General features: G+C 47.1%; 12 protein-coding genes. 2 read left to right on the top strand and 10 right to left on the bottom strand.

Annotated elements, in window-relative coordinates:
* Window positions 1-54 precede the first annotated feature (54 nt).
* From mdh to H6F90_RS28260, 7 genes are all read right to left on the bottom strand, one after another.
* Window positions 55-1,026, bottom strand: a complete 972-nt coding sequence (mdh, locus tag H6F90_RS28290) for a malate dehydrogenase (protein ID WP_190555305.1) — start codon at window positions 1,024-1,026, stop codon at window positions 55-57.
* A 76-nt stretch (window positions 1,027-1,102) separates the two neighbouring features.
* A complete protein-coding gene (locus H6F90_RS28285; RefSeq protein WP_190438071.1) occupies window positions 1,103-1,318 on the bottom strand; it encodes an NAD(P)H-quinone oxidoreductase subunit O in 216 nt (71 codons plus the stop codon).
* Window positions 1,319-1,423: 105 nt separating this feature from the next.
* Window positions 1,424-2,317 carry a DNA-formamidopyrimidine glycosylase gene (locus tag H6F90_RS28280; RefSeq protein ID WP_190555304.1) on the bottom strand — a complete coding sequence of 298 codons (894 nt, stop codon included), beginning with the start codon at window positions 2,315-2,317 and terminating at the stop codon, window positions 1,424-1,426.
* Window positions 2,318-2,343: 26 nt separating this feature from the next.
* Complete coding sequence (locus tag H6F90_RS28275) at window positions 2,344-2,718, bottom strand: photosystem I reaction center subunit IV (protein ID WP_190438065.1); 375 nt, start codon at window positions 2,716-2,718, stop codon at window positions 2,344-2,346.
* A 104-nt stretch (window positions 2,719-2,822) separates the two neighbouring features.
* Window positions 2,823-3,338 (bottom strand): DUF6391 domain-containing protein, encoded by a 516-nt coding sequence (locus H6F90_RS28270; protein WP_242024667.1) that lies wholly within the window; start codon window positions 3,336-3,338, stop codon window positions 2,823-2,825.
* Window positions 3,339-3,741: 403 nt separating this feature from the next.
* Window positions 3,742-4,674: a hypothetical protein gene (locus H6F90_RS28265; RefSeq protein WP_190555302.1), complete on the bottom strand. Its 933-nt coding sequence runs from the start codon at window positions 4,672-4,674 to the stop codon at window positions 3,742-3,744.
* Between the two features lie 512 nt (window positions 4,675-5,186).
* Window positions 5,187-5,963, bottom strand: a complete 777-nt coding sequence (locus H6F90_RS28260; protein ID WP_190438057.1) for an RNA polymerase sigma factor SigF — start codon at window positions 5,961-5,963, stop codon at window positions 5,187-5,189.
* 498 nt (window positions 5,964-6,461) lie between these two features.
* Here H6F90_RS28260 and H6F90_RS28255 point away from each other — a divergent pair, with 498 nt between their 5' ends.
* A complete protein-coding gene (locus H6F90_RS28255) occupies window positions 6,462-7,340 on the top strand; it encodes an S-methyl-5'-thioadenosine phosphorylase (protein ID WP_190555301.1) in 879 nt (292 codons plus the stop codon).
* Here H6F90_RS28255 and H6F90_RS28250 read toward each other — a convergent pair.
* The gene (locus H6F90_RS28250) at window positions 7,329-7,928 is read right to left on the bottom strand and encodes an SRPBCC family protein (RefSeq protein WP_370588116.1); all 600 of its coding nucleotides are present in this window, start codon (window positions 7,926-7,928) and stop codon (window positions 7,329-7,331) included. The genes H6F90_RS28255 and H6F90_RS28250 overlap by 12 nt on opposite strands.
* Before the next feature lie 35 nt (window positions 7,929-7,963).
* On the bottom strand, window positions 7,964-10,114 hold the full coding sequence (locus tag H6F90_RS28245; RefSeq protein ID WP_190555300.1) for a GAF domain-containing sensor histidine kinase: 2,151 nt from the start codon (window positions 10,112-10,114) through the stop codon (window positions 7,964-7,966).
* A 288-nt stretch (window positions 10,115-10,402) separates the two neighbouring features.
* Here H6F90_RS28245 and H6F90_RS28240 point away from each other — a divergent pair, with 288 nt between their 5' ends.
* Window positions 10,403-12,112: an ATP-binding protein gene (locus H6F90_RS28240; protein ID WP_190555299.1), complete on the top strand. Its 1,710-nt coding sequence runs from the start codon at window positions 10,403-10,405 to the stop codon at window positions 12,110-12,112.
* A 10-nt stretch (window positions 12,113-12,122) separates the two neighbouring features.
* Here the strand turns inward: H6F90_RS28240 and H6F90_RS28235 are convergent, their stop codons facing one another.
* Window positions 12,123-12,983 (bottom strand): DUF3598 family protein, encoded by an 861-nt coding sequence (locus tag H6F90_RS28235; RefSeq protein ID WP_190555298.1) that lies wholly within the window; start codon window positions 12,981-12,983, stop codon window positions 12,123-12,125.
* Window positions 12,984-12,989 lie beyond the last annotated feature (6 nt).

Raw genomic sequence — 12,989 nt, 5'->3', positions numbered from 1 at the left:
ACGAACTAGTCCTTACCATTGAGTCAAACGGGAGATTAACTTTATTTTTTGAACTTAAGAAGGAATTGGGCTAGGACTAGTTTCTAGCAGAGTTTGAGCCTGATTGATACTATCGCGTACCGAGCGAGCAGAGGCTTGTAAAGCGGTTCGCTCCGCATCGGTGAGGCTGAGTTGTAGGACCTCTTCTACTCCAGTGCAGCCCAAGCGACAGGGGACACCAATAAAAATATCTTCTAAGCCGTATTCTCCCTGCAAGTAAGCGGCAACCGGAAGCAGCCGCGATTGATTCAATAACACAGCTTCTACCATCAAACAGGCCGCCGAAGCAGGTGCAAAGTAGGCACTACCCGTTTTCATCAGTTCAACAATTTCGGCTCCACCATTCCGAGTCCGTTCGATCAGGCGATCGATCGTCGGCGCGTCCATGAGTTCTGTAATCGGCACACCATTGACTGTGGAGTAACGCGGCAGTGGCACCATCAAATCTCCATGACTACCCAGAACTGTCGCCTTGACATCGGCAGTAGAAAGACCCGATTCCATCGCAATAAAGGTTTGAAACCGTGCTGAGTCCAGAATTCCTGCCATTCCCATGACCTGAGCCGGTGGTAAACCACTGGCCTGCCAAGCTAAGTAGGTCATCACATCTAACGGGTTCGTCACCACAATCATCACCGTACCCGGTGAATAGGTAACCACTTGACGAGTGACATCCAACACAATTTTGGCGTTAATTTTGAGTAAGTCTTCTCGGCTCATTCCTGGCTTGCGGGGAATGCCAGCCGTGATTACAACCACATCCGAATTAACAGTGTCGGCATAATTATTGGTACCCACAATCTCGCGATCGTGCTGCTCGATACCTCGCGCTTCCATCAAGTCAAGCGCAATGCCTTGAGGACGACCTTCCAAAACGTCTAACAGCACCACATCAGCTAGATTTTTTTCGGCAATTCGCTGTGCCAAGGTACTACCGACGTTACCAGCCCCAATGATGGATACGCGAGTTGGACGACAAACAGTCATAGGAAAGCCCCCAAAGACAAGCGCTATGCTGCCAGCCTAGCTTACTGCATACCCTGACTGGGGTGATTTGATGCGGTTACTTAACAGTCTCCAGTTGATCAGCCCGCAACCAAATATTGGGGGTTGGAACTTGGCCAAATTTTACCAAGGCATAATCACCTCGCATATCCACAACCTCTCCTTTCGTCTCAAATAGATAGGGGGGAAAGCGAGTATCGCTAGCTTGAGCTTCTAAACTGTTTTCCAATTTTTCTCGAATGGCACGGACCAGATCACCTTTTTTCACTGCCATAGCTTACCCTACCGCATCTCTAGACTCCTCTTCAGCATTCATTGTAGAGCTTAAGTGCGATCGCCTACAGCAACTCTAGCCTCAGTAAGACAAATGCTCTCTAATTTATTCTGACTTGGTATGGGGTTGGCATTGCGAACAAAAGTGAGCAGAGCGACCTGCCAACTTTAATCGCTCGATCGGATTGTCACAAACTCGACAAGCCGTGCCCGTCCGGTTATAAACCCAAGCCGCTCGGCCATAGTTGCCATTCACGCCTTGGACGTTGAGGAAGTTGCTGAAGGTTGTCCCTCCAGCATCAATGCTTGTCTCTAGGACTTGGATTACGAACTTGTGGACTCGGCCAATTTGCACTGGCGTTAAGTCTGTACAGAGCGTTTGCGGATGAATATTGCTGAGAAATAAAGCTTCGTCTGCATAAATATTGCCAACCCCTGCCACTAGGGTTTGGTCTAGCAAAGCATTTTTGATGGGACGTCGCCCATTACGCAACTGCTGCGCTAGGTATTCTACCGAAAACTCGTCTGAGAAGGGTTCAGGGCCGAGTGTTTGTAATCCTGTCATCACACTTTCAGGCTGCTGTCCGGGTGGCACCCACCACATATGGCCGAAGGTCCGCTGGTCTACAAATCTGAGTTCTCGATCGCCCGCAAAAAATAGTCGCACTCGTGTGTGCTTTTGCAACGGCTCGCTCGGATCAAACCAAAGTAACTGCCCCGTCATCCGCAAGTGAACGCCTAGCCAACCTCCAGGTTGTGGGGATTGCGCTTCTGTAGGGGTAAAGCATTCGGTAGAGCGTTCAAGTTTTGCCAACAAGTACTTCCCTCGGCGCTGCCAAGCCGCGATCGCACTTCCCCTCAAGCCAGTTAAAAAATCAATACTAGAAACTGGGTGGGCAATGGCGCGATCCAGCAACACATTACCACCCAGAATAGTTCTGTTCAGGGTCACCTGTTGGAGACCCCGACGAACTGTTTCAACTTCAGGCAGTTCAGGCACAATCTAACCTTAGAATTCGGTTTACCCTAACGGGAATCCGTTCCCTGGTTAGCTCCACCTTCCACAGTCGCATTCGCTTCACCAGCTTCCGGCTTAGCAGTTTGCTTCGCGTTAGTCTTGGTGTCTTGTCCAGTTCTACGCTTAGCAGCGTCGAGAGTCGTGTTTCCACCACCGGGCGCAGCAGGTACTCCTTGCTTCGCCTTAGCTTTCGGAGCTTCGATCTCTACGACTTCCTCGGTCGCAAAGTTGTTGGTATTGACACCAGCGTAGTTAACCTTATCAAAGCGAACAATAACTGGATACTTAATACCACTCTGGTCAATCGAGGCAACAGTGCCTACATCTTGAAACCAGAAAGATTCTTTACGGAGGATACGGACTTTAGAACCACGTTGAACCATGAGTGTCTTTTTCCTTAACTAATTTTCAACACATATGGCTAATCGATCCTCAGAGTACTACTCCAGAAGGCCTCTCGGTTCGTTCTGCTCTTTAAGTTTTATTTCTACTCAATCCAGCTAACCCGCACAAAGTGGGCTGGTCGTCCCCAATCATCCCGAATTGCGGTTACCCCTGCGATCGCTAAATTGAAGGGAATCGCGGTCGTAACATACTGCTGGGCCACGCTCCCTAAGTCAGGTGCCAAGTGAGCTGCTGTGGTAGCAGCTAATCCAAGGCCTAGCAGCTGTTCAATTGGGCCTTTAGGCAGAAGCAAGTGGATACCAAGGGCTAATCCTGCCGTGAGTAGCATATTGACCGATAGATTAGTGCCGCAACGAGGATGAACCGCTAAGTTCCACTCCCCCTCCGTAATTCGCTGCAAAGCCTGATGCACTGACCACCGTAGATATACTGTATCCACTTGACCATAAAGATAAAACCCCTGATCCGTAGACATCCCTCCCAACAATTCATTGTCTGTGGATAGGGATCTAGAAACTGTCCCAGCATTAACGCTATGAGAAGACTCACTTAAAACCCAAACCGTTGCATGCTCCAACGCATGAACTTGTCGCAACATCAAAAGCTCTTTGAGAGCAGGAATGAAGCTAAGTTGTTTTAGGAGATCAGTATCTTGACTTTGGCTTGGATGCAGGAGTTCAGGGTTCCAAAAGCTCAGAGATTCGCTATTCTTTTCAGAAGCAAAGGCGGCCATAACACCCCAACTTAACTGACCAATTTAGCAATAGCAGTCTCCTTCAACTCTAACGTTCCTACCTAGAAAGAGTTAAAAATTTTGTTGTTGCCTAGTTAGAAACCATGACCCTAGAAAGCAATTCGTGATCAGCGCTATCCAGTCAAGCAAAGCTGAAGAGCACACTCTAGCTATACAAAACAAATAGAGAAGCAGAGCGATCGCCTAGCTTCTCCACTGAAGATTTTCAACGTGTTGGGGTAGATTCTTTCCGATCTGAGTGATAGGGCTACGAGATAGCAGCGCTCCCGCCATTACTGAGCCAAGGAGCATTGAAAATAGCTGCTGTTGGCGTGCCGGTTGCGGGTTGCACTCTCTCTCCAACTCTTTTAGCAACTTCAATTCCGTATTGCTCAAAAATCACAATTGGATCAGAGCCTTCATTCATTTCAATCCGCTTCACTAACACTTGACCGTTAGCGAGTCGCTGCCCCACGCTGACGTAACGACTAGTATTTTCGTTAGGTGCCTTAATAATTGCCTGAGCTTGTTCACCAACTTGAACCACCCCTGAAACCTCAACTGCCTGAGCTAGAGCTGGCTGCGGTAATGGTGGCAAAGCCGCAATTGCAGGAGGTATCGACCGAGGCAAAGTTCCTGGCCGAATGGGTGTCGCTCCTGCCACTGTAGGCCTGCTGCCTGGCCGGGCTCCTGCCGTGTTTGTTCTTCCAGGGCTTCCTGCACCAGCAGTCGTTCCTGGAGACCTACGAGTAGCACCAGGAGATCTATTAGTTGGATTAGTTGTATTGGGCCTTGAGGCTACTGGAGAGGCTCCTGGGAGGGTTCGGACCTGAGGAACGGCGCGTGGAGCAGCAGTCGGTGTAGTTGCATTTGGAGAAATAACCGGAACTGGGGGGAGCGGCAACAAAGCAAACGGATCTTGACGACCCTGCTGTACCTGACGAGCCCGTTCATCAGGATTAGTTGACTGAATCAAAGCAGGGGCAGCAGTGCCAGTTCTCGGCTTTTGCGCAATTAACGGTGGTTTCTTAGCTGAGAAAGGCTGTGCTTTGGGGGAGGGTTTGGCAGGAGCTTGTGTCACTACTGTAGGGGCAACAGAAGGGGTCGGCGAAGCAGCTTGCTCGTCACCTCCCTCTCCGGCACACCCACTCATTAAAAGAGCCAGCATCCCTGTAAATGCAATCACTTTAACTTGACGCATCGCCAATTCCCCAAAACTTTCTTACAGAATAGCCTTACTTGCACTGTTTTGTGCTAAGGATTCGACTGAAATCATACTAGAAATAATGTTACTTTTGCTAAGATCTTTGAACACTACCTACTGTTGATTACTTTCCGCCTAGTAGCCAATCAACTTGTCCGTTTTTAACGTAAAGTTTCAAGAAGAGAGTAAGATCCAGCGAGAAAATGGGTAAGCTCGGCAACAGCACTAAATAACTTGCTATTTGAAAGTTTCTTCAACCCTAAAGCTCTCGTTCGACAGATGCTTTTTGTAGTAGAAGCTCAAATTTCATTATTTGAGAATGCGTATGGTTTGGTTAATGAAACTACTCGGCGATCGCCAATTTAATCTTTTGGATTAACTACCGCTTACTAACACGATTTACGAGTCAACCCCATCAAAGGCAAGCTCTGAAAATCAGCGATTGGCCTACAGTTTCATATTCCTAAACCAACCCAAAGCAAAGAAACAATCAATAGATTGAAGCCAACTTACTCTTCCACAGTAGCCATTGATTCTTTAAGTAAGTGCAGTCCTTTCTTGACTCGCCGAGAAACCGTAACAGCACTGATTCCTAAACGCTCAGCAGTTTCTTTTTGAGTCAAGTCATACAAGAAAACAAACTCTAAAATCTCACGAGTTCTACTTTCTAATTGGAACAAAGCTTGATGTAGGCGAATTTGATCTTCCTGAGCCAGTTGGAAGCTGCGGTAACGATTATCAGGAACGAGTTCTCCTAGAGAGGCAGACCCTTCATCTTCGTCCCGTACAGGTGCATCAAGGCTTAGAGGTGCACGGTTTTTTAGAGCTAATTTAATTTCCTGCCACTCTGATACTGAAATCTCTAATTCTGTAGCCACCTCTGCATCGCTTGGTTGGCGGTTAAGTTGAGTTTGCAGATTCTGAATTGCCCAAGCCGCTTGTTTTTGTAATGCTTGCCAACGACGAGGAATTCTCACCGAAGAACCCCGATCTCTCAGATAATGTTGAATCTCACCTCGAATGTAAGGAATAGCAAAGGAACTAAACGCATGCCCCTTTGACATATCAAATCGCTCGATCGCCCGAATTAAACCGATAGAGCCAACTTGAAGTAAGTCCTCATAGTTTTCTGTACATTGGTTAATCCAATGATGTGCTTCTCTCCTAACAAGTCCTAAATTGAGTTGAACTAGTTGGTTCCGAAGTTTCGCGGAGGGGTTTTTCTGGTACTCTCGCAACAGTTGTAAGCTTTCACTCTTGAGTTCATTGGTGGCGGTAGTTTGCATGACGAGATTCAGGTGGTAGAGCAGTGAACTTGATAAGCACCAGATAAAGTCTTCTTTAGTCTTACCAGCCCCTCGCAGCTAGGGCTGTGATATGTAGCATATTTAACTGCGACCCTTGCGATAGTTTTCCATCATTGAGGTAAAAGACTAAAAGCTTGTACAGGGCAGAGAAACTAGATTTAGCTCAAAACAAATTATTCTATTCGTGAGTCAATCTATATAACTTTTGTCTTTTGGTTGGGCTATTACAGTTGCACATTAAAGTTATTCTTTATCCTGAATCCCCAACAACTGCATTTCTACGGAACCTGATTTTGGGTCACTAGACATGCTCATAAGAATTATCTTGATGCACCACAAACTTAGCAGGAATCAGAACGTTTCATAAAATCGTTTTATGATTTCACCTAAAAACATAGGCTGTACTTATATAGTGAATGTCCCTCTTGCCAGTAGAATAGCTTGGCGATGCTACTTGGGAAATACAGGGAAATAAAAATGGCTCAGGCAAAGATCGGCATCATTGGTGGAAGCGGCCTCTACAAGATGGAAGCTTTGAAGGATGTAGAAGAGTTACATATAGAAACACCATTTGGCCCGCCTTCAGACGCACTCATTTTAGGAAGCTTAGAAGGAACTCGCGTTGCATTCCTGGCGCGTCATGGCCGAAACCATCATCTTCTACCATCGGAACTCCCATTTCGAGCCAACATCTACGCCATGAAAAGCTTGGGCGTAGAGTATTTAATCTCAGCTTCCGCTGTTGGTTCCTTAAAGGCAGAAGTCAAACCGCTAGATATGGTGGTGCCCGACCAGTTTATTGACCGCACTAAAAACCGTATTTCTACCTTTTTTGGCGATGGCATCGTGGCTCATATTGCCTTTGGCGACCCAGTTTGTCTGCGCCTTGCTCAAGTTTTAGCAGATGGTGTCAATAGCTTGAATTTGCCAGATGTAACCCTACACCAAGGCGGCACCTACGTCTGTATGGAAGGGCCCGCATTCTCTACCAAAGCTGAATCGCATTTGTACCGCAGCTGGGATGCTACTGTCATTGGGATGACCAACTTGCCAGAAGCAAAGTTGGCGAGAGAAGCAGAGATTGCTTACGCGACCCTAGCGCTGGTTACAGATTATGATTGTTGGCACTCAGATCACGACAGTGTGACGGTAGATATGGTCATTGCTAACTTGCAACGCAATGCAGTTAACGCTCAGCGAGTGATTCAGGAAACGGTACGTCGTCTTAGTGAAAATCCACCAACTTCTGACGCCCACTCAGCCTTGAGGTATGCCATTCTCACACCTCTAGATAAAATTTCAGAAGCTGCTAAAAGTAAGCTTGATTTATTGCTCTGCAAGTACTTAGCTAAATAACTCTTCAACTCGCTGACGAATAGCTAAGAGATTTAACGGCAAATCGTGCTGTAAGCAGCGCTCTAAAAAGACAATCGGCATTGTCCGTTTAGGCCAGACTAATACGGTATAGCTAAGGCTGGTACCTGACCCATCTTCTTTCGTTTCAGGTTCCAGCCGCCAACAGCCTGAATATGCGTTAAAGTCTCCTTCAACCATATTGAAGTGAATTGCTTGCAGAAATACTTCTTCAATATCTAAGACAACCCGAGCTGAGAAGTTAACCCGTAGCAGACGTTGAGTACCGATCTGTTCTAAGCGAATTCCGCCTTGAGGATGCTTTAAGCGCTCACTTTTACCTAGATTAGGAATGAATTCAGCCAAGGCTTCATAGTCAGTCAGAACTTGCCAAACTTGTTCCACTTGACGAGGAATGGATATTTTGGCAGAGATTCTTCGCTTTCTTCCTTCAACTTGCTCAGTCTTAACTTCTACGGCTTGAAGCAGTGCTAGGTCAACAACTTCGGTGGTCAGGTTCAGCATTGCTGCTTGAACTTCAGCATTTGCTGATAAGTCAGGATCTAAGTTGGAAGTGAATTCATTAATCACAAGTTTTTCCGATCAAAACTACAAGTTTGAGAAGATTAGGGATTAGCACTATTGAAAGTGTGCGGCAAAGTTAATGTAAAGCAAGTTTCGCAACTGTCTGTTGCGGGCAGAGGATGACTGGCGACTGCGATCGCACCATTCAAATGTTGGACTAGACATTTCACCAAAGCAAGCCCCAAGCCTGTCCCCTGGACTGCCCGTTGGGTTACGCCTTGGCCTCGACGGAACTTATCAAAAATGTAGGGCAGTTCTTCCTCTGCAATTCCAGGACCTGTGTTGCACAAGGTTAAGACTATTTGGTTGTTTGACGACTCAGATGGATGGGCGACAACTAGATGAATGATGCTGTTAGGCTCTGCGTACTTGCCAGCGTTGGTTAGCAGTTCTACTAAGATACGGTTTAAGCTGTCGTAATCGGTTTGTAAGATTAGCGATCGCTTCGGTAAGTCAGTAGTGAGGGTTAAGCCTTTACTTGCCAACCTTTCTTCAAAGGATTCTACTAGTTCACCAATCAAACTTTTGAAGTCAACTTTTTGCAGATAAACAGAAGCTTGATTAGACTCTAGTTTTTGCAAGGCTAGCAGGTCATTGATCAAGTTTGTTTCTTGGTTACATTGCTGCTCCAGAATATCAAGGTATTTATTTTGGCGCTCCGGCGACAGCTCTGCTTGCCGCAACATCCGAATTGCTAAAGTCATGCTGGTTAAAGGAGTGAGCAGCTCATGGCTCATGGTGCTCAAAAATTCATCCTTAAGCTGATTGAGCTGGCGCAGTTGGTCAATCTGTTTGCGAGTTCGCTCATAAAGTTTCGCTTGAACCTCTAGACTCCGCTTTAATTGCGCAGTGCGCTCTTCTACTAAAGCTTGTACTTGTCGCAGAGTCTGAGATTGAATAATGGCGGTGCTCACTTGCGCCCCGACCAACTCCAGCAATTTTAATTCTTCGGGTTCCCAATTACGAGGTTGGCTATGCTGTAAAACCAAAAATCCCAAAATCGTTCCTTGGCTTTCCAAAGGCACCATCACGAGAGCAGGGAAGGTCTCTGGGGCAAAAACTGAAGCCACGGCCTCTGGAGGAGCTGTGAGGTAAGATTCGTATCCGTTGGTTACTACTACTAGCTTGCTGGGATCGGAAAATGCTTGCTGGCTCAGGGCACATTCCGGAATCCAGAATCCTTCATTCAGTACTGGAGCTAAACCAGGTGACTGATTATGACTGTTTGGAGTAGGGTTCAGCCACTCACACACAACTGAAGCTTTAACTCTGAGCGATCGCTCTAGGGATCGGCTTTTGACCATTGGGTCAGAGTATTTGAGCATTAATAGCAAGCTGCGGTCTACCTGTAGAGCTTGGGCAGCTCCCTCAGTAGCTAACTTTAGAATTTGATTTAGTTCTAGAGCATTGCGAACGGCTACAGTCAACTGCTCAATCAAGGCTTGCCGACAGTTTTGCTGTTGAATTTGATGTTGAGTATAAAATTGGGAAATAGCGATCGCGACTTGGGGTAACACGCCATTCAAATTCGCCATTTCTGTAGCTGTCCAATGGTGAGCTTGCGATCGAACTAAACCAATCACCCCATTTTGCTGACCGTGAAATTGAGTTGTACTGCCTAAAAGAGCCCGAACTGATGGGCCATCCCATTGATTCTTGGCACCCGTCTCACATGGAATGGCTGCTAAATCAGAAATATTACATAACTCAGTGGAGCTACTGCCAAGAATAGTCTTTAGCGCTGGATGTTTAGCCAGCCGAGCTTGAGGCTGGTAGACAACTATGTCCTCTGCTGCCTGCCACCAATAAATGGAGTGAGGCAAGAATTGGCTATTGGGACAAACAGCCAGATAACAATCTGCCTCAAATGCTTGACCTAAAGTTTGGGTAATTTTCTGTAAAATCACTTCTGGTTCAGCGGCAGTCACCAAAATATGACTTAGCTTTTGCAGAAGGGGAACGTAGCTTACAACATGGGGCATGGATAGAGACAGGGTGTCCTGCGCCAAAACCAGGTTCGTTGAATCAGGCGATCGCAAAGCACCTGTTCTATTAGCAAGAACTTGCGATTCTACAGGTAGTAACGTTTCTAAAGGTGGAGCATGCCGGAGTTGGCTTTGAGTTCCATGATGCTTGGAAACACTTGCTGAGTGCTGCGCGGCGAATTCTCTTGTTTCCTGGGAGTCCATCATGAACTACAAATTCTCAGCTAGCTTTACCTACGTAGCCACCCCGCTTAAGGTTAAGGTTCCCATCTGCACTTAGTCTCTAGCAGGTTGGCTTGATTAATTTAGAGCAAGTCAGGAGTTGTTTTTCGGGCTTATTCTTTGCTTGTTCTTAATATTCCGCTCGCTCAGATTACCCTGGCCTCAGTGGTAAAAGTAACCGTGATTTCGCGGCGATTTTTGATTAGAGGCAAATATTGCCAGCTTTACCGTTATGTTGATACATAAGAACTGCTCTTGCTGTAGAGACTCCGTATGAACTCACAACAACTTTCTTCGGCTATGCAGCCTATCCCCAACGTAATTGGAACAGTAAAAGGGCCAGGGGAGAATGGGAATCAGTACGTGTTTATCACTACGGATAATCAGCAGGTCAAGATTGGTGAGTTTGTCTACTATGAGACCACACTTAAAGCAGCCGGGGATAAGGCACAAATCACGCTTCAAATTTTGGGCAAAATTGCTGCTCTGCGATTGATTGACCACCTACCAGATCGCATTTTTGCCGATACAGAAATTAGTCCAGACGCGATCGCAGCTTTGGTGGGCTTTGCCTATCCCAATCCCGAGATTTACGAGGTAACTGTCGAAGTCATTGGTTACTTCGATCGTAATCTGGGGTTCATGAATCCTCGTAAAAGCCCTGATCCAGGGGCCAAAGTTCATTTAGCCAGCGACGCACTACTTCAAACAATTCTCAACAAAAAGCAGCCTGATGACATTGGAGCAGCCCAGATCGGCTCAATTTTGCTGCGCGAAGGTGAAGCGGTGCCGATCGTGCTAGATGTGAAAGAGTTGGTGAGCACGCACATGGCGATTCTAGCGGGTACAGGATCTGGTAAGTCCTACACTGCTGGGGTGCTCGTTGAGGAATTGTTGCGGCCCTATAATCGAGCAGCGGTACTGATTTTCGATCCTCACGGTGAATACAGCACACTGGAGCAAATGCGCGGCCATCCTGCCTTTGCTGCCGATGGCTACTCACCTGAAGTGAAGATTTTACGGCCCGATAGTATCCGAATTCGCATTTCTTCTTTGGACTATTACGACATTTTGATGTTGTTGCCAGAGATGAGCGATCGCCAGCAGTCAATTTTGAACAAAGCTTTCAACTTAGTCAAACGGCATAAACGCGGGGAGTACCGCTGGGATGTACAAGACTTGATTGCTGCGGTCTACGAAGCAGATAAACAAACCGATGAAGAAGGAAATGAGAAAGCAGGTTCTTCAGCCCCTGCTCTGGAGTGGAAGTTAGAGCGACTAGAGCGATCGCCCTATTTTCATGCCTTCGAGCACCTGACTCCTAAAGATTTGTTTGCCCCCGGACAAGTCACTGTGTTGCAAATGAACGAGATTAGCCAAGAAGAACAACAGGTGATTTGTGCGGCTGTCTTACGTCAAGCTAATCATGCTCGCATGAACACGCAGAAGGAACTGTTGACACCTGAAGACGAAAATTATTTGCCCTACCCTGTGTTTATTTTGATCGAAGAGGCTCATCGCTTTGCTCCAGCTCACGAGCCTTCTCGTTGTAAAGCTGTCTTGCGCACAATTTTGAGCGAGGGGCGCAAGTTTGGCTTAGGGGTAGGGCTGATCACGCAGCGTCCTGGCAAGTTGGATGCTGACGTTCTGTCTCAATGTATGAGTCAGTTTCTGATGCGGATTGTCAACCCAGTAGATCAGGAAAGTTTGAAGTACGGCGTTGAAGCAGCAGGCCGAGACTTACTTAAGGAGTTACCTGCCCTGACTAAGGGACAAGTGATTATTTCAGGAGCTTGCATCAATACGCCAGTACTCTGTAAAGTGCGGCAACGCCTCACATCTCACGGTGGAGAAACTTTGAATGCTCCCGATATGTGGCAAAAGTACTTCCAGCCCCATCGAGTTCAAGAGCGTGAAGTTGAGGTTGCGCCTGTGGTAGGACGCAAACGCCCAACAACCTTTAGAGGCGTCAGTATCGACTGATTCAGCCAAGTCAGTTGGTAGCCGAAATTTTTTTCTCAGTCACTAAGGTGAGGCTGCTCCAACCTCCCTGGGCATCGTAGCGACGGACCATGCGTTGACGCAAATCAGGCTCAATTAACCAGCCAACCTCTAGGACAAACGGCTGCCCTACTTGCAGGTGCTGAGGACAATTAGAAGAAGCCCCATTAGATAACAACAAAACCCTTACTGCCTGAGCACTTTGGTCAAAATGAAGGATAGACCCATCAATCCTTGCTGTTGAGGTGATGGTACGAGCTGTATCTCCTACCCCAAAAGTTAATTGCTGTACTAGTTGCTTAGGACTCTCTTGATGCAGTTTTAAGCGAGTGGGATAGGTATCAGGCGATCGCCAATCCGGATAAATGGTCACAGCCTCTCCTTGCCATTCCCCCAACAGCTCAGGCAACTGTAGCAGAGGCCGCTCAACCACCTCCGTTCCAGCTCGGGTTTCTCGAATCAGAGTTAACTGATGGAAATTTGCATCTCGGTTAAATAACTGCACCAGACGCAATCGTCGGTCCCCAGCAATTAGACCTAACTCAGCACCAAACTCAGCCAACGGCCCGAACTGCATGGAGCCTTGGGAGAAAGCACCATTCTCAAAGAAGAGGGTCCCTCGGTTGAGAGAGCTGTATTCTAAAATCTTGTCCTGGATTTCTGGCTTTCCAGAAGCGTCTTGACTTGGCAGAAAACGACGCACCAATTGCCGCATCGTTTGATTATTGTTAATCCCTTCAAAGGCAACCAGGGTAGGCGTATTCGCTAAGATTTCTCCATCAGGCCCAAGCTGGGTAAATGATCCCTGCCACTCCCCTAGATTTTCTAGCAAGCATTCCCACTGAGACTTCATCTTCAC

It is taken from the genome of Trichocoleus sp. FACHB-591, from assembly GCF_014695845.1.
Lineage (GTDB): Bacteria > Cyanobacteriota > Cyanobacteriia > FACHB-46 > FACHB-46 > Trichocoleus.
The sequence above is the reverse complement of the archived record's forward strand: the minus strand, read 5'-3'. Positions and strand labels throughout refer to the sequence as shown.

Excerpts from the sequence above, each read along its gene's own strand:
- H6F90_RS28275 (WP_190438065.1), bottom strand. The coding sequence starts at position 2,718 with ATGGTTCAACGTGGTTCTAAAGTCCGTATCCTCCGTAAAGAATCTTTC.
- H6F90_RS28245 (WP_190555300.1), bottom strand. The coding sequence starts at position 10,114 with ATGATGGACTCCCAGGAAACAAGAGAATTCGCCGCGCAGCACTCAGCA.
- H6F90_RS28265 (WP_190555302.1), bottom strand. The coding sequence starts at position 4,674 with ATGCGTCAAGTTAAAGTGATTGCATTTACAGGGATGCTGGCTCTTTTA.
- H6F90_RS28240 (WP_190555299.1), top strand. The coding sequence starts at position 10,403 with ATGAACTCACAACAACTTTCTTCGGCTATGCAGCCTATCCCCAACGTA.
- H6F90_RS28235 (WP_190555298.1), bottom strand. The coding sequence starts at position 12,983 with ATGAAGTCTCAGTGGGAATGCTTGCTAGAAAATCTAGGGGAGTGGCAG.
- H6F90_RS28260 (WP_190438057.1), bottom strand. The coding sequence starts at position 5,963 with ATGCAAACTACCGCCACCAATGAACTCAAGAGTGAAAGCTTACAACTG.
- H6F90_RS28285 (WP_190438071.1), bottom strand. The coding sequence starts at position 1,318 with ATGGCAGTGAAAAAAGGTGATCTGGTCCGTGCCATTCGAGAAAAATTG.
- H6F90_RS28255 (WP_190555301.1), top strand. The coding sequence starts at position 6,462 with ATGGCTCAGGCAAAGATCGGCATCATTGGTGGAAGCGGCCTCTACAAG.
- mdh (WP_190555305.1), bottom strand. The coding sequence starts at position 1,026 with ATGACTGTTTGTCGTCCAACTCGCGTATCCATCATTGGGGCTGGTAAC.
- H6F90_RS28270 (WP_242024667.1), bottom strand. The coding sequence starts at position 3,338 with ATGTTGCGACAAGTTCATGCGTTGGAGCATGCAACGGTTTGGGTTTTA.